The sequence below is a fragment of the Burkholderia sp. MSMB1072 genome (assembly GCF_001524725.1).
In the GTDB taxonomy this organism is placed as follows: domain Bacteria; phylum Pseudomonadota; class Gammaproteobacteria; order Burkholderiales; family Burkholderiaceae; genus Burkholderia.
The window spans coordinates 1-15,040 of the sequence record NZ_LOYC01000069.1; the positions used below are offsets into that span (position 1 = coordinate 1).

Annotated in this window: 14 protein-coding genes; 7 read left to right on the forward strand and 7 right to left on the reverse strand. The window is 68.8% G+C overall.

Annotation, left to right across the window (positions count from 1 at the left end; all coding sequences use genetic code 11):
• Together WS89_RS29595 and WS89_RS29600 are read right to left on the reverse strand one after the other, a co-directional pair.
• Positions 1-335 (reverse strand): aldehyde dehydrogenase family protein (locus WS89_RS29595; RefSeq protein WP_156440627.1); only part of this gene is annotated, 335 nt, incomplete at its 3' end.
• A gap of 114 nt (positions 336-449) precedes the next feature.
• Positions 450-1,769, reverse strand: a complete 1,320-nt coding sequence (locus tag WS89_RS29600) for an MFS transporter (protein ID WP_059795633.1) — start codon at positions 1,767-1,769, stop codon at positions 450-452.
• A 158-nt stretch (positions 1,770-1,927) separates the two neighbouring features.
• Here WS89_RS29600 and WS89_RS29605 point away from each other — a divergent pair, with 158 nt between their 5' ends.
• Positions 1,928-2,887, forward strand: a complete 960-nt coding sequence (locus WS89_RS29605; protein WP_059500804.1) for a LysR family transcriptional regulator — start codon at positions 1,928-1,930, stop codon at positions 2,885-2,887.
• Positions 2,888-2,917: 30 nt separating this feature from the next.
• Here WS89_RS29605 and WS89_RS29610 read toward each other — a convergent pair whose 3' ends face one another.
• Positions 2,918-3,640, reverse strand: coding sequence for a haloacid dehalogenase type II (locus tag WS89_RS29610; protein ID WP_059795634.1), 723 nt, complete (start codon positions 3,638-3,640; stop codon positions 2,918-2,920).
• A gap of 479 nt (positions 3,641-4,119) precedes the next feature.
• Here WS89_RS29610 and WS89_RS29615 point away from each other — a divergent pair, with 479 nt between their 5' ends.
• Positions 4,120-6,369, forward strand: a complete 2,250-nt coding sequence (locus tag WS89_RS29615) for a putative bifunctional diguanylate cyclase/phosphodiesterase (RefSeq protein ID WP_059795635.1) — start codon at positions 4,120-4,122, stop codon at positions 6,367-6,369.
• A 19-nt stretch (positions 6,370-6,388) separates the two neighbouring features.
• On the opposite strand, the gene WS89_RS29620 is transcribed toward WS89_RS29615, so the two are convergent.
• The 3 genes from WS89_RS29620 to WS89_RS29630 all read right to left on the reverse strand — a co-directional run bounded on the left by WS89_RS29620 (position 6,389) and on the right by WS89_RS29630 (position 9,448).
• Positions 6,389-7,441, reverse strand: coding sequence for a response regulator (locus tag WS89_RS29620; protein WP_059795636.1), 1,053 nt, complete (start codon positions 7,439-7,441; stop codon positions 6,389-6,391).
• A 76-nt stretch (positions 7,442-7,517) separates the two neighbouring features.
• Complete coding sequence (locus tag WS89_RS29625; protein WP_059500800.1) at positions 7,518-8,519, reverse strand: chemotaxis response regulator protein-glutamate methylesterase; 1,002 nt, start codon at positions 8,517-8,519, stop codon at positions 7,518-7,520.
• 704 nt (positions 8,520-9,223) lie between these two features.
• Positions 9,224-9,448 carry a hypothetical protein gene (locus WS89_RS29630; protein WP_027782734.1) on the reverse strand — a complete coding sequence of 75 codons (225 nt, stop codon included), beginning with the start codon at positions 9,446-9,448 and terminating at the stop codon, positions 9,224-9,226.
• Between the two features lie 271 nt (positions 9,449-9,719).
• Here WS89_RS29630 and WS89_RS29635 point away from each other — a divergent pair, with 271 nt between their 5' ends.
• The 5 genes from WS89_RS29635 (at position 9,720) to WS89_RS29650 (ending at position 13,981) form a co-directional block, all read left to right on the forward strand.
• Positions 9,720-10,409, forward strand: coding sequence for a DUF969 domain-containing protein (locus WS89_RS29635; protein ID WP_034205098.1), 690 nt, complete (start codon positions 9,720-9,722; stop codon positions 10,407-10,409).
• Positions 10,406-11,356, forward strand: coding sequence for a DUF979 domain-containing protein (locus WS89_RS29640; RefSeq protein WP_059500799.1), 951 nt, complete (start codon positions 10,406-10,408; stop codon positions 11,354-11,356). The genes WS89_RS29635 and WS89_RS29640 overlap by 4 nt, the downstream gene beginning before the upstream one ends.
• A 19-nt stretch (positions 11,357-11,375) precedes the next feature.
• Positions 11,376-12,398: a DUF2891 domain-containing protein gene (locus tag WS89_RS29645; protein ID WP_059795685.1), complete on the forward strand. Its 1,023-nt coding sequence runs from the start codon at positions 11,376-11,378 to the stop codon at positions 12,396-12,398.
• Between the two features lie 117 nt (positions 12,399-12,515).
• Positions 12,516-12,998, forward strand: a complete 483-nt coding sequence (locus WS89_RS34795; protein WP_257128259.1) for a hypothetical protein — start codon at positions 12,516-12,518, stop codon at positions 12,996-12,998.
• A complete protein-coding gene (locus tag WS89_RS29650; protein WP_059795638.1) occupies positions 12,920-13,981 on the forward strand; it encodes an asparaginase in 1,062 nt (353 codons plus the stop codon). The genes WS89_RS34795 and WS89_RS29650 overlap by 79 nt, the downstream gene beginning before the upstream one ends.
• Positions 13,982-14,038: 57 nt before the next feature.
• Here the strand turns inward: WS89_RS29650 and WS89_RS29655 are convergent, their stop codons facing one another.
• Positions 14,039-15,013 carry a LysR family transcriptional regulator gene (locus WS89_RS29655; RefSeq protein ID WP_059500796.1) on the reverse strand — a complete coding sequence of 325 codons (975 nt, stop codon included), beginning with the start codon at positions 15,011-15,013 and terminating at the stop codon, positions 14,039-14,041.
• Positions 15,014-15,040 lie beyond the last annotated feature (27 nt).

Here is a 15,040-nt window from a genome sequence, read left to right on the forward strand (position 1 = left end):
TCGCCTTCGGCGTCGGGAATCGTCTTGCCCTGCTCGGCCGTCAGCGTCTTCGCGATGCGTTGCTGGTTCGCGCGCACGAGATCCTGGAACTTCAGCATGATGCGCAGTCGCGCGCCGATCGGCGTCGTCTTCCAGGTCTGGAACGCGCGCTGCGCGGACGCGATCGCGGCATCGACCTCGTCGAGCGTCGCATACGGCACGCGGCCGATGACTTCCTGCGTCGCGGGGTTGACGATGTCGCCCCATTCGGCGCTTTGCGAATCGACGAACGCGCCGTCGATCAGCAGCTTGGCGGTGGGCAGGGCGAGGGCGGTCTGGGGAACTGCGGCGTTCATGGAACTCTCTCCGGGAAACGGTGGTGCGAGGCAAAAGGGCGGCCTGCGTCCGCCGCGCGTGCGGCCGCGGCGGACGGCAGGTTGAACTGAAATCGACTGAATGCGGGCGGGGTGCTATGCGCGCGCCGGCCGCATCAACGAGGTACAGACGAGCGCGAACACGCCGAAGCCGACGAGGTACGCGATCACGTAGTGCGGCTGGCCGCCGCCGGCCTTGAGCAGCGACGTCGCGATCATCGGCGCGAAGCCGCCGCCGATCACGCCGGCCAGCTGCACCGACAGCGAAATGCCGCTGTAGCGGATTTCCGCCGGGAACTGCTGCGCGAACAGCAGCGATTCCGGCGCATAGAGGATCGGGAACACGACGCCGAGGCCGAGCACGATCGCCCACCATGCGTACGACGTCTGCTGCGTGCCGAGCATCATGAAGAACGGCGCGGCGAACGCGCACATCAGCACGAGGCCGAGCGCGAACATCCGGCGCTGGCCGATGCGGTCGCTCAGGTGCCCGCACAGCGGCATCGTGACGAGCGACAGCACCGCGCCGGCCGTGATCGCATGCAGCATCTCGGCTTTGGGCAAATGCAGTTGCTGCGTCGCGTAAGCGAGCGCGAACGTGACGACCATGTAGAACCAGGTGTTCTCGGCGGCGCGCGCGCCGACGATCGTCAGCACTTCGCGCGGATGGCGGCGCAGCGCGGCCGTCACCGGCGATTTCTCGGCCTTGCCCTGGCGCTGCACCTTCTCGAAGTCGGGCGATTCCGGCACCTTCGCGCGGATGAACCAGCCGAGGCCGACGAGCGCGATGCTCGCGAGGAACGGCACGCGCCAGCCCCACGACAGCATGTCGGCTTCCGGCAGCGCGGCCACCGCGGCCATCGCCACCGACGACAGGATCAACCCGAGCCCGACGCCCGTCTGCGGCAGGCTGCCGAACAGCCCCTTGCGGCCCTTCGGCGCGTGCTCGACGGCCATCAGCACCGCGCCGCCCCATTCGCCGCCGACGGCCATCCCCTGCAGGAAGCGCATCGCGATCAGCAGCGCGGCAGCCCAGTAGCCGATGCTGTCGTACGACGGGATCAGCCCGATGATCATGCTCGGCACGCCCATCAGCAGCAGCGTGATCATCAGCATCGACTTGCGGCCGATGCGGTCGCCGAAGTGGCCGAACACGATGCCGCCCATCGGCCGCCCGATGAAGCCGACCGCGAACGTGCCGAATGCGGCGAGCGTGCCGACGACCGGGTCCAGCGACGGGAAGAAGATGCGGTTGAACACGAGCGCGGCGGCCGTGCCGTAGAGGAAGAAGTCGTACCACTCGATCGTCGTGCCGGCCATGCTGGCCCAGCCGGCCAGCAGGTAGTGCTTCGCGGTGCGCCCGGGGGCCGGCGTTGCGATCGTCGCATGCTTGTCGAGGGTGGATCGGGTCTGCATGGTGTCTCCGTGGTAGTTGTTGCCGCGGCTCGTGGTCCGCAGGTCACGGTCGAGTATAGTTATGCGCAGATTCACGATGTACCGATAAAGAAACCGGTTGGATATGCATTTATGCATATCGACGGCCGGCCCGGAGACGCCCGCCTTTTCCCTCGCCCATGCGACATGCCACCGAGCCGGTTTCCGGCAACCTGAACTGGGACGACCTGCGCTTTTTCCTCGAGGTCGCGCGCACGCAGCGCGCGAGCGGCGCCGCGAAGCGGCTCGGCGTCGACTACACGACCGTCGCGCGGCGCATCCGCGCGCTCGAGGCCGCGATGGGCACGCTGCTGTTCGACAAGTCGCGCTCCGGCGGCTTCGCGCTGACGGCCGAAGGGCAGCGGCTCGTCGCGTATGCGGATGCGATGGAGACGACCGTGCAGTCCGCGTGCGACCAGATCGCGAATACCGGCGAGGCGCTGTCGGGCCACGTGCGGATCGGGTCGACCGAAGGGTTCGGCTGCTTTTTCCTCGCGCCGCAGCTCGCGCGGTTCCGCGCCGCGCATCCGCACGTGACGGTCGACCTGCTGCCGGTGCCGCATTTCGTCAACCTGCCCAAGCGCGAGGCCGATCTCGCGATCACGCTCGAGCGGCCCGAACGCGGGCCTTACGTGGTCACGAAGCTGTGCGACTACCAGTTGCGACTCTATGCGACGCGCGATTATCTGGCGAACCACGCGCCGATCGCGTGTACGGACGATCTCGCGCAGCACGCGTTCATCAGCTACGTCGACGATCTCGCGTTCAGCAACGAGCTGCTGTACCTGGACCGCGCGGTGCCGGGCGCGACGGCGGGCTTGCGCACGACCAGCGTGATCGCGCAGTATTTCGCGGCGCTGCAGGGCGGCGGCCTCGCGATCCTGCCGTGTTTCATGGCGGCCGCGCAGCCGGCGCTCGCGCCGGTGCTGCCGGACGACGTGGTCGTCACGCGGTGTTTCTGGCTGACGTGCCGCGAGGATCTGCGCAAGCTGCGGCGCGTGACCGCGCTGTGGGATTACCTGCGCGCGGCGGCGGACGCGAACCGCGCGTTGCTGTCGGGGGAGTCGGGGACGCTGCGCTTCGTCGGCGAGCCGGAATAGCGGTGCACGGGCCGGCCGCGACGCGGGCCTTCAACCCGGGCAGCCCAGCCGATCCGCCAGCTCGTTCAGATCCCTGACGTCGAAATCCCACGCGTCGTCGGCTTGCAGATCGGTCGTCTGGCCGGGCCCGTGCTCGGTCGGCCGCAGCACGAACGCGGTCGACAGCCCGAGCCGGCGCGCGGCCGCCAGATCGCCGTTGTGCGCGGCCACCAGGCACAGCTCGGCCGGCGCGAGACCGAGAATCTCGACCGCTTCGGTATAGACGGCCGGCGACGGCTTGTACGCGCGCGCCACCTCGGCGCCGAGAATCGCGTCCCACGGCAACCCGCCATGCTTCGCGACGTCGATCATCAGCCGGATATTGCCGTTCGACAGCGGCGCGACGATGTAGCGCTGCTTCAGTCGCTGCAGCCCGGCGACGGCATCGGGCCATGGATCGAGCCGATGCCACGCGAGATTGAGCGCATCGATGTCGGCATCGGGCACGTCGTCGATCCCGAAGCGGTCGAGCGTGCGCACGAGGTTCTCGCGATGCAGCACGTCGAGCCGCACGTAGCGGCGGCGTCCGCTGCGGATTTCTTCCATCGAAGGCGAATACTCGGCGCGCCACGCATCGGCGAACGCGAACGGGTCGAGCGTCGGCGCGTGGCGCGCCAGGAATGCGGCGGCGCCGCGTGCGACACCGCCTCTCCAGTCGACGATCGTTCCGAAGACATCGAAAACGAGCGCCTTGATTTCGGTGGGGTTCGTCATGGTGATCCAGTGAAGGTCGTTCGATCGGGTTCGCCTCGCCGTGCCGCCGGATGGCGCGACGTCGGTTCGATCGACATTGAATCACGGATACGAAAACGCGGCCCGGGAGGTCGCGCTGCGCGGCTCGGTGTTTCCGTCGCGGCGCGGTCGCTGCCGCAGGCGCGCCTGCAGATCGATTGGCTGGCCCGAGCACATCCGGAAGGATCGACGGGCAGCGCGCCTGCGTCTTCGTGCAGCGCAGCAACCTGTCGTCGCACCGGCCGCTGCCCGCGAGCCGCGCGGCAACCGAGCGTATCCCCTGATGGAACGAGGTGTGCCGATCGTTGCGGATTGGTGTTAAATACATTTCGGCGCGCTCTGGCACGGCGCGCAAACGGGGCGCACCGTGCATCGGCGTAAACCCGAGGCGGGACAGGGTACGAAATATCGATAACGAATCGGGCGCATCAGACCCGGTCGGACAGACGGCAGGATTCAGCTTGAATACCGAACCGCAAAGTTCTCGCTACAGCTTCGGGCTCGCCGCGGAAGTGCTCGCGTCCGAGCAGAGCGTGCTGAGACTGATCACGCGCAACACGCCGCTGCCGGAACTGCTGTCCGAAGTTTGCCGGCGTGCCGAGGCTTTGCTCGGCGACGGCGCGTCGTGCACGATCCTGCTGCTCGATACGGACGGCGTGCACGTGCGCGTCGGCGCGGCGCCGTCGCTGCCCGCGCAGTACAGCGCGGCGATCGACGGCGCGCCGATCGGGCCCGCGGCCGGCTCGTGCGGCACCGCGATGTACGAGCGCCGGATGATCGCCGTCGAGGACATCGAAACCGATCCGCGGTGGGCCGACTACCGCGCCATTGCGTTGCCGCTGGGCTTGCGCGCGTGCTGGTCGGTGCCGTTCCTCGACGAGGCCGGCGTCGTGCTCGGCGCGTTCGCCATCTATCACCACCGGCCGTGCCGCCCGAGCGACGAGGAAACCGCGCTGTTGCGCGATATCGGCAACAGCGTCGGCCTCGCGGTGCACCAGGACAGGATCGCGCGGCAACTCGCACGCAGCGAGGAACATCACCGGCTCGTCGTCAACAGCCTGAATGAAGGAATCCTCGTCGTGTCGCGCGACGGTGTCGTGGTCGCGAGCAACCCGAGCGCGAACCGGATGCTGCGCGTGAAGGGCGAGCTCGTCGGGCGCCGGCTGTCGACGGTGATCCTGCGCAAGCTGCACGAAGACGGCACGCCGATCGCGCCGGACGACTGGCCGAGCCGGATCGCGCTCAAGACGGGCAAGCCTCAGCTCGGCTACACGGTCGGCTTCGGCCTCGCGGACGCCGACATCATCTGGGTGCGCGGCAACGCAGTGCCGATCGTGAGGCCGGGCGAGACGCAGGCCGACTCGGTGCTCGTGTCGTTCAACGACATCGGCCCGGTGCGCGAAGCGCAGCAGCAGTTGCGGTATCTGGCGACCCGCGACGCGCTGACGGGCCTCTACAACCGCCGCTGGCTCGGCGACCGCATGCGCGAGCTGTTCGACGTGCACGATGCGGCGGCCGGGCCCGCGCGCGTCGCGATCCTGTTCATCGATCTGGTCGGCTTCAAGAAGGTCAACGACACGGCCGGCCACGACGCGGGCGACGCGCTGTTGCGCAGCGTCGCGGCGCGGCTCGCGGCCTGCGCGGATGGCCGCTACGCGCTCACGCGCGTCGGCGGCGACGAATTCGTGATCCTCGTCGACGACTGCGACGATCCCGAGCATCTCGCGGTGCTCGCGCGCGAGGTCATCGAGGCGATCGCGAAGCCGTTCGCGATCGCGAACAACGAATACTGGCTCGGCGTATCGATCGGGATCAGCGTCGCGCCGCGCGACGGCGACGACGCCGTGACGCTGATGCGCAACGCCGATTCGGCGATGTACGACGCGAAGCAGCGCGGCCGCAACCACTTCACGTTCTTCACCGCCCAGCTCAACCTGCGGCTGCAGCGCCGCTTCGCGATCGAGCAGTCGCTGCGGCGCGCGCTCGCGTCGGACATGCTGCGGCTCGCGTATCAGCCCGTCGTCGATGCGCGCAGCGGCCGCACGGTCGGCGCCGAGGCGCTGCTGCGCTGGACGAGCCCCGAGCTCGGGCCGATGTCGCCGGCGGAATTCATTCCGGTCGCGGAAGACACGGGGCTGATCGTCGCGATCGGCCAGTGGGTGCTCGAAACCGCGTGCCGGCAGGCGGCCGAATGGCGTCGCACGATCGCGCCGGACCTGATGCTGGCCGTCAACCTGTCGCCGCGGCAGTTTCACGAAGGGCTCGTCGAGTCGGTCGCCCGCTGTCTCGCGCAAACGCGGCTCGACCCGTCCGCGCTCGAACTCGAGATCACCGAAGGCGTGCTGATGAACGACACGGATACCGTGCTGCCGATGCTCGAAGCGCTCACGGACATGAACGTGCGGATCTCGGTCGACGATTTCGGCACCGGTTATTCGTCGCTCGCGTACCTGAAGCGTTTTCCGCTGCACAACCTGAAGGTGGACCGCTCGTTCGTGTCGGGCGTGCCCGATCATCACGACTCGGTCGCGATCACGCAGGCGGTCGTCGCGATGGCCCATTCGCTCGGGATGAAGGTCACGGCCGAAGGCGTCGAGACGCAGGCGCAGTCGTGTTTCCTGCAGCAGATCGGCTGCGACATGCAGCAAGGCTATCTGTTCAGCCGCCCGCTGGACGCGAACGACTACGCGCGCCGGCTCGGCGCCGCATAAGCGCGTGCCGGGTGTCCCGCTAGCGCGCGCCGAACCCGCCCGCGCCCGGCGGCGGATCGATCTCGACCCGGTTCTTGCCTTCGTGCTTCGCGCGATAGAGCGCGCGGTCGGCCGCCTCGATCAGGAGTGTCGTCGGCAGGCCGGGCGTGGGCACGATGCTCGCGCCGCCGATGCTGATCGTCACGGTGTGGTTGCCCGTCGACGAGTGCGCATGCCGCAGGCGCAGCGCTTCGACCGCGAGCCGGATCTTCTCGCCGAGCAGCCGTGCGGCGCCCGGCGACGTGGCCGGCATCACGACCGCGAATTCCTCGCCGCCGAAGCGCGCGGCGAGATCGCCCGACTGCCCGAGGCAGCGCTCGATCGTCGATGCGATCTGCTTGAGCACGCTGTCGCCCGACACGTGCCCGTACGTATCGTTGTACAGCTTGAAGTTGTCGACGTCGATCATCAGCAGCGACAGCTCGCTGCGTTCGCGCGCGCCGCGCCGCCACTCGGCGGCGAGGTATTCGTCGAGATAGCGCCGGTTCGACAGCCCGGTCAGGCCGTCGGAGTGCGTGAGGCGCCGCAGTTCGAGATTGGCCTCGAGCAGTTGCTGTTGCGATTGCCGCAACGCGCGATAGGCTTCGTCGCGCTGCAGCAGGTTCATGTACGAGCGCGAGTGGTAGCGGATGCGCGCGACGAGTTCGATGCGGTCGGGCAGCTTGACCAGATAGTCGTTCGCGCCGGCCGCGAACGCGGCGCTCTTGATCACCGGCTCTTCCTGCGTCGACAGCACGATGATCGGCACGTCGCGCGTCGCCGGATTCGCGCGGTACGCCCGCACGAGGCTCAGCCCGTCGATGCCCGGCATCACGAGGTCCTGCAGGATCACGGTCGGGCGCGTCTCGATCGCGGTGGCCATCGCGTCGTCCGAGCGCGGGCAGTAGTGGAAGTCGATGCCTTCCTCGTCGACGAGCGCGCGCCGCACGGCCTCCGCGACGATCGTCTGGTCGTCGACCAGCAACACCATCGCCGGCGCGTCGGCGGGCGACGCGGTCGGGCCGCCCGGCGGGCGAGTCAGGTCAATCGTCATGATCGATGCGGGTCGTTGCGGTTGTTGCGGTCGTTACAGGGGCAGGCATGGGTGCTGCGCGCGGTCATCGTCGGGTTCAGAGCCGCGCGAGCGCCGCCAGCTCGCCCGCGATGCGCCCGAGCGGCAGGATCGCACGCGCCGCGCCGAGCGTCGCCGCCGCCTTCGGCATTCCGTACACCGCGCTCGTCGCCTCGTCCTGCGCGATCGTATGGTAGCCCTTCATCCGCAACGCCTTCAGGCCGATCGCGCCGTCGCGTCCCATCCCCGTGAGCAGCACGCCGATCACGCGGCCGGGCCAGTGCTCGGTCAGGCTGTTGAAGAACACGTCGACCGACGGCCGATACGGCGTGGCGGCCGGTTCCCGCGTGTACTCGAGCGTGCCGGCGCGCGTGATGCGCAGGTGATCGTCGGTCGCGGCGAGCAGCGCGACGCCTGGCTGCGGGCGGTCGCCTTCGCGCGCGACGCGCACGGCGAGCCGCGTCTGACCGTCGAGCCATTGCGCCATGCCTTCGGCGAACGCGCGATCGACGTGCTGCACGATCACGATCGGCGCATTGAAATCGGCCGGCAGGCTGCCGAGGATCGACGCGAGCGCGCCGGGGCCGCCGGCCGATGCGCCGATCGCGACCAGCGGGCCGCCGCCGCGCGCGGCCGCGCCGGCGACGCGCGTGCCGCCCGGCGCGTCGAGCAGGCGGCCGATCTGGTCGATCTTCGCGAGCAGCAGTTTCGTCGTGTCGCCCGCGGCGCCGTCGCCGAGCCGCGGCGTGTCGACCGCATCGAGCGCGCCGGCGCCCATCGCCTCGAACACGCGCCACGCGTTCGCGCCGATGCAACTCGTCACGATCAGGATCGCGCACGGTCGTTCGGAACGCATGATCCGACGTGTCGCTTCGATCCCGTCGAATTTCGGCATGATCAGGTCCATCAGCACGATGTCGGGCGGCTGCGCGGCGCACAGTTCGACGGCCTGCGCGCCGTCGGTCGCGACCCACAGCACGCGGTGCTCGGGCCGTCGCGCGATCGCGCGGCGCATCGCCTCGACGGCAAGCGGGAGGTCGTTGACGATGCCGATGTTCACAAGCGGAATTCTCCGGTCGGTTCGTAGTGTTGGAGGTGGGCCGGGTTCATGGAGGGGGCAGCCTGTTCGGCGCTCGCTGCCGGGCGGCATCGGCGGCCGGACGGCGCGGCATTCTTTTCGGTTGACGACGCCCGAATGCTGTCATGCAGCGCGGGCGGCGGCAATCGAAAAATGAGCGCATGATGCCGTTTCAGTGCGTTTCCTCTATGACTGTGCCGCATTGCCTGCAAGCGGGCCAGTCGATCCTGTCCGGACAGGCCGCAAAAGTCCGCATGTTACCGTGCCGGCATCGAAAAAAAGAAAGCGGGATCCCGAGGACCGCGCGCGAAACCCTGCTCGTCGTCAGCCGCGCGCCGTTCGCACCGGTCGCGACGGCCGTTTGCCGTAGAGGATCTACATCGAGAGCGGATATGCGTCGATCTACCGCGATTGTCCGGTCGAACGCGATGCGCAGCGCGCGCGTTATTTCAGCACGATCCCGTGTGCCGGCCGCGACGAGGCCGAAGCCTTCATGACGGAACGCGATCGCGCCGGCAATGGCGCGGCAGCGAACTTGCCGAGGCGCTTCACGCAGGCTGACGACCGGCAACCGCGCGAGGGCCGGTGGGCTCGGCATGGGCGCGGGCGCGCCGGCCGCGTGGCGGGCCGTAGCGAGCCGTACCGGGCCGTCGAGGGCATCCGCAGCGCACGCGCCCGCCGCACCGTCAATGGCTACGTGCGTAGCCCTGGATCAGCGCGCGCATCATCCCTTCGACCGTCGCGTCGCGCAGGTCGCCTTCCTGCTCGGCTTCCTCGACGAGCGCGGCATAAGCGGTCGCGAGCGTCACGCGGTCGACTTCATGGCGTTGCTCCATCAGCGTCACCATCCCGTCCTTCGCCAGATGAGCGGAGAACGCGCGGCTGCCGATGGTCTGGAATACGTCAATCATGGCGGCTCTCCCGTACGTTGCCGATGCCTTTCAGTGTAGTCGCCGTCCCGGGGCTGCGCCACGCGCGCGGGCCGACCCGATTCGTCCGATGAAATGCGCTCGACACACGGCGCGCGCACGGTATCCGCCGGCTTCAACGTTTACCCGAATCGGCAAATTGTCGACTTTTTATCGATAAAGTCTCGTGTTAGATTTCGCCGTCCGAGCCCGATGCAAACCGGGCCGCCAACGCGTTGCCGACGTGCCGCGCGTCCAGACACACGGAGGAGAAATGCTGGTGCTGATTGGGGTGCCGATCGTCGTGATCGGCTTCGCGCTGCGCTTCAATGCGCTGCTGGTGGTCACGATCGCGGGGCTCGCGACGGGGCTGGCGGGCGGGCTGAATCTCGTCGACATCGTCGGCGCGTTCGGCAAGGCGTTCGCCGAGAACCGCTACATGGGGCTGATCTGGCTCACGCTGCCGGTGATCGCGCTGCTCGAGCGCAACGGGCTCAAGGAGCAGGCGAAGCGGATGATCTCGCGCGTGCATGCGGCCACCACGGGCCGCGTGCTGATGCTGTATTTCGTGCTGCGCCAGGCGACGGCCGCACTCGGTCTCACGTCGCTCGGCGGCCACGCGCAGATGGTGCGGCCGCTGATCGCGCCGATGGCCGAGGCCGCCGCGGTCAGCCGGCACGGCGAGCTGCCCGAGTCGGTGCGCCAGCAGATCCGCGCGCACGCGTCGGGCGCCGACAACGTCGCCGTGTTCTTCGGCGAGGACATCTTCATCGCGATCCAGTCGATCCTGCTGATCAAGGGCTTTCTCGAACAGAACGGCATCGCCATCGAGCCGCTGCACCTGTCGGTGTGGGCGATCCCGACCGCGATCGCCGCGCTGCTGATTCACTGCACGCGCCTTGCGCTGCTCGACCGCCGGCTCGCGCGCGGCTTCGGCCTGGTGAAGCAGGAGGGCGCGAGATGATCGGCCTCGAATCGCTGTACACGCTCGCGGGGCTGATGTTCGCCGCGTTCGCATACTTCAACCTGACGGACCGCACGAACCCGCGGCGCGTCGTCAATTTCGCGTTCTGGGCCATCTACGCGGTCACGTTCCTGTTCGGTGCGCTGCTGCCGCATTTCGTCACGGGCTGCCTCGCGATCGCGCTCGCGCTGATCGCCGGTTCGGGCAGGCTCGGCCGCGGCCGGTCGGACGAGGCCGGCGAAGCGGCGGCCGTGCGGCGCGAGACGCTCGCACAACGCTTCGGCAACCGGTTGTTCCTGCCCGCGCTGCTGATTCCGGTCGTCACGCTGATCGGCACGTTTGCGCTGAAACTCGTGCCGTTCGTCGACCCGAAGAGCGTGACGCTGATCTCGCTCGTGCTCGGCACGATCGTCGCGTTCGTCGTCGCGCTCGCGATGCTGCGCGATTCGCCCGTGCATGCGCTGAAGGAAGCGCGCCATACGATGGATGCGGTCGGCTGGGCCGCGATCCTGCCGCAAATGCTCGCGGCGCTGGGCGCGCTGTTCGCGATCGCGGGCGTCGGCGGGGTGGTGTCGGGGCTCGTGAAGGAATGGGTGCCGATCGATTCGCCGTTCGCGGTGGTCGCGGCCTACACGGTCGGCATGGCGCTGTTCACGATGATCATGGGCAACGGCTTCGCCGCGTTCCCGGTGATGACGGCGGGCATCGGCCTGCCGCTGATCGTCCATCAGTTCCACGGCAACCCGGCGATCATGGGCGCGATCGGGATGCTGAGCGGCTTCTGCGGTACGCTGATGACGCCGATGGCCGCGAACTTCAACATCGTGCCCGCGGCGCTGCTCGAACTGAAGGACAAGAACGGCGTGATCAAGATGCAGTGGCCGACGGCCGTGCTGCTGCTGGCCGTGAACACGCTGCTGATGTACGCGTTCGTATTCCGCTTCTGACTCGATGGACGAGATCCTCATGACCGACCGACTCACTCCCGAACTCGCGTCGAAATTCGCGTCGCTCGCGCTCGCGCACCTGACCCGCGAATATCCGAACAAACTCACGCATGCGCTCGAAGGTCCGCACGACGTGCAGGGGCCGCGCGCATTGCATCCGATCTTCTACGGCAGCTACGACTGGCACTCGTGCGTGCACGGCTACTGGCTCGTGCTGCGCGTGCTCGAACGCTACCCGGCATTGCCGGAAGCCGAACGCATCGTCGCGATCGTCGACGCGCATTTCACCGACGCGAACGTCGCCGGCGAGCGCGCGTATCTCGCGCGGCCGCACAACGCCGGCTTCGAGCGGCCGTACGGCTGGGCGTGGCTGCTCGCGCTCGCCGCGCAGCTCGAGCGGCTCGCGCTGAAGGGCGTGCTGCCGCAGGCCGCGCGCTGGGCGAAGACGATGGCGCCGCTGGCCGACCTGTTCGTGTCGCGCTTCGAGACTTTCCTGCCGAAGGCGACCTATCCGCTGCGTGTCGGCACGCACTTCAACACCGCGTTCGCGCTGGCGCTCGCGCTCGATTTCGCCCGCGACACGCAGCGCGACGGGCTTGCCGCGCTGATCGTCGATACCGCGAAGCGCTGGCACCTGAACGACGTCGCATGCCAGGCGTGGGAACCGTCGGGCGACGAATTCCTGTCGCCCGCGCTGATGGAGGCCGAACTGATGCGGCGCGTGCTGCCGGCCGCCGAATTCGACGGCTGGTTCGCGCGCTTCCTGCCCGACCTCGCGCGCGGCGAGCCCGCGACGCTGTTCGAGCCGGCGACCGTCAGCGACCGCAGCGACGGCAAGATCGCGCACCTCGACGGGCTGAACCTGAGCCGCGCGTGGTGCCAGCGTTCGCTGGCCGGCGCGCTGCCGGCAGGCGATGCACGGCGCGCGAAGCTGCTCGACGCGGCCGACCGGCATCTCGCGAGCGCACTCGCGCACGTGGCCGGCGACTACATGGGCGAGCACTGGCTCGCGACGTTCGCGTTGCTCGCGCTGGACGCGTAGCGCGCGAAATCGCGCGGGCGGGAAGGGCCGCTGCGCGCGGTCGATACTCGCCGCGCGGGCCGCTCCATGCAGCATGCGCGGCGCGAAGCCCGGCATCCGCCGGTTCGCCGCTTCGCCATGGACGAACTCGTTTTCTGCGCCGCCGCGATCCATGGGCTCGCCGGGTCCGTGTCGATCGCGTCGCACGCGACGTCGCGCGATTGCAGGACCGACGACGCCGGGATCGCGCACGACGAAACCGAATACCGTTTCGACCGCGGCGCGATCGTGCGCCGCCCGGCCGGGCAGGACCGGGCACCGTCCGACCTGCCGTGCGCCGAATGCCGGATCGACCGCGACGTGTGGCGCCATCCCGATGGGCAGCCAATCGACGCGTTGCCGCTGCCGCTCGACCGGCTTTGCATCGTGCGCAACACCGCTTTCCATGACGGGACCGACGCGCGGCGACGACGACTCGCTACACTGCCGTACCGGTTGGACGGACCCCGGCATCAGGCCCCCGAGCAAGGAGACAGAAGAGGATGGACACCCCACGCGCAGCGGTCGTCACGTACCGCGGCAATGCGATCGAGAACACGCACGTCGCCCATGTGGCGGTAGTCGACGCCCGCGGCCGGCTGCTGGCCCGGTTCGGCGATCCGTTCCGGATGACGCTCGCGCGGTCGGCCGCCAAGCCGGCCCAGGCGCTGTCGGTGATCGAGACGGGCGCGCCGGAACGTTTCGGCTTCGACGACGCGGACATCGCGTTGATGTGCGCGTCGCACAGCAGCGAGGACCGTCACATCGAACGCACGCGCGCGATGCTCGAGAAGGTCGACGCGCACGAATCGGATTTGCGCTGCGGCGGCCATCCGCCGTTGTCCGACGCGGTGTACCGGTCATGGATCAAGCGCGACTACACGCCGACTAGCGTATGCAGCAACTGTTCGGGCAAGCATGTCGGGATGCTGGCGGGCGCGCGCGCGATCGGCGCCGCGATCGCCGATTACCATCTGCCCGCCCATCCGATGCAGGTGCGCGTGAAGCACGCGGTGGCCGACGCGTGCGGCCTGCGCGACGACGAAGTCGACTGGGGCATCGACGGCTGCAACCTGCCGACGCCGGCGTTCTCGCTGGATCGGCTGGCGCGCCTGTACGCGTCGCTGGCCGACGGCGCGGACGCGGCGGAAGCGGGCGGCGTGCTCACCGATCGCGTGCGCGCACTGGCGCGCATTCACCGTGCGATGACCGCCTATCCGGAACTGGTCGCAGGCGACGGGCGCTATTGCACGGTGCTGATGAACGCGTTCGGCGGGCAGGTGGTCGGCAAGCTCGGCGCGGATGCGTGCTACGGGATCGGCGTGCGCGCGTCGGAACGCACGCGGCAACTCGGCGCGGACGGCGCGCTCGGCATCTCGGTGAAGATCGAGGACGGCAATCTCGACGTGCTCTATATGGTCGTGAGCGAAATCCTCGAGCGGTTGCAGATCGGCACGGCCGAGCAGCGCGCGCAACTGGCTGGCTTCCACCGGCCGCGGATGCTCAACACGCAGGGCGTCGAGTTCGGGCACGTGACGTTCCCGTTCGAATTGCAGGCGGCCTGAACGCGGCCGCCGCGCCGATGCCGCCAGCCCGCGATCCGGGCCGTGCATCGGCGCGCGCTACGCGCGTGCGTGGCGAAGCTTCGCCAGTTCCCGATCCGACAGCTCGCCGATCTGCGCGAGGTGTTCCACGAGAAAATCCTTCAGCACGCGCAGCTTCGCCGAGCTGCGCCGGTTCGCCAGATACGCGATGTAGATGAATTCGCCGGTCAGCCGGTTCTGCAGCCGGTAGCGCGGCAGCACGGCTTCGAGCTGGCCGCTCGCGAGCAGGTCGCGCACCAGCCAGATCTCGAATTCCGCGATGCCGAGCCCCGCGCAGGTCGCTTCCAGCAGCAGCTCCGAATGGTCGGTGACGAGATTGCCGGCCGGCAGCACGCTGTGCTGGGTGTCGCCGTTCACGAAAGCCCAGCGCGGATCGCCTTCCGGATGCACGTAGCGCAGACAGTTGTGGTGCTTCAGGTCGTCCGGCGTCGCCGGGCGCCCGCAGCGGTCGAGGTAGCCGGGCGTCGCGCACAGGATGCTGTCGTTGCGCGACAGCCGGTGGACGACCAGGTTGTCCAGGTAGTTCTCGCCTTCGTGGATGTCGAGGTCGAAGCCGCCGGCCACGAGGTCGTTGTGGTTGTCGGTGAGCCGCACGTCGAGCTGGATCGTCGGATAGCGCGCCAGAAACGGCGCGATCAGCGGCGCGAGGTGACGGCGGCCGAACGCGACCGGCGCGGTGAGCTTCAGCGGGCCGCTCGGCTGCGCATTCAGCTCGGCGACGACGCGCAGCGTGTCGTCGAGATCGGCGATCAGCGTGACCGCGCGCTCCAGATAGATATGGCCGGCTTCGGTGAGCGTCACGCTGTGCGTCGAGCGGTGCAGCAGCGCGACCCCGAGCGCCTCCTCGATCGCCGTCACCTTGCGCGCGACCGTCGACGTCGACACGTGCATCTCCTTCGCGACCGCCGAAAAACTCCCCGTTTCGACCACGCGCACGAACGCGCGCATCGCGCCGAGGTGATCGATGCCGGTTTCTCTCGCGCCTTTCTTCATTCGATTCTCGCTGTTGCGCCACACGCA

Excerpts from the sequence above, each read along its gene's own strand:
- WS89_RS29600 (WP_059795633.1), bottom strand. The coding sequence starts at position 1,769 with ATGCAGACCCGATCCACCCTCGACAAGCATGCGACGATCGCAACGCCG.
- WS89_RS29605 (WP_059500804.1), top strand. The coding sequence starts at position 1,928 with ATGCGACATGCCACCGAGCCGGTTTCCGGCAACCTGAACTGGGACGAC.
- WS89_RS29610 (WP_059795634.1), bottom strand. The coding sequence starts at position 3,640 with ATGACGAACCCCACCGAAATCAAGGCGCTCGTTTTCGATGTCTTCGGA.
- WS89_RS29620 (WP_059795636.1), bottom strand. The coding sequence starts at position 7,441 with ATGACGATTGACCTGACTCGCCCGCCGGGCGGCCCGACCGCGTCGCCC.
- WS89_RS29630 (WP_027782734.1), bottom strand. The coding sequence starts at position 9,448 with ATGATTGACGTATTCCAGACCATCGGCAGCCGCGCGTTCTCCGCTCAT.
- WS89_RS29635 (WP_034205098.1), top strand. The coding sequence starts at position 9,720 with ATGCTGGTGCTGATTGGGGTGCCGATCGTCGTGATCGGCTTCGCGCTG.
- WS89_RS29640 (WP_059500799.1), top strand. The coding sequence starts at position 10,406 with ATGATCGGCCTCGAATCGCTGTACACGCTCGCGGGGCTGATGTTCGCC.
- WS89_RS29645 (WP_059795685.1), top strand. The coding sequence starts at position 11,376 with ATGACCGACCGACTCACTCCCGAACTCGCGTCGAAATTCGCGTCGCTC.
- WS89_RS34795 (WP_257128259.1), top strand. The coding sequence starts at position 12,516 with ATGGACGAACTCGTTTTCTGCGCCGCCGCGATCCATGGGCTCGCCGGG.
- WS89_RS29650 (WP_059795638.1), top strand. The coding sequence starts at position 12,920 with ATGGACACCCCACGCGCAGCGGTCGTCACGTACCGCGGCAATGCGATC.
- WS89_RS29655 (WP_059500796.1), bottom strand. The coding sequence starts at position 15,013 with ATGAAGAAAGGCGCGAGAGAAACCGGCATCGATCACCTCGGCGCGATG.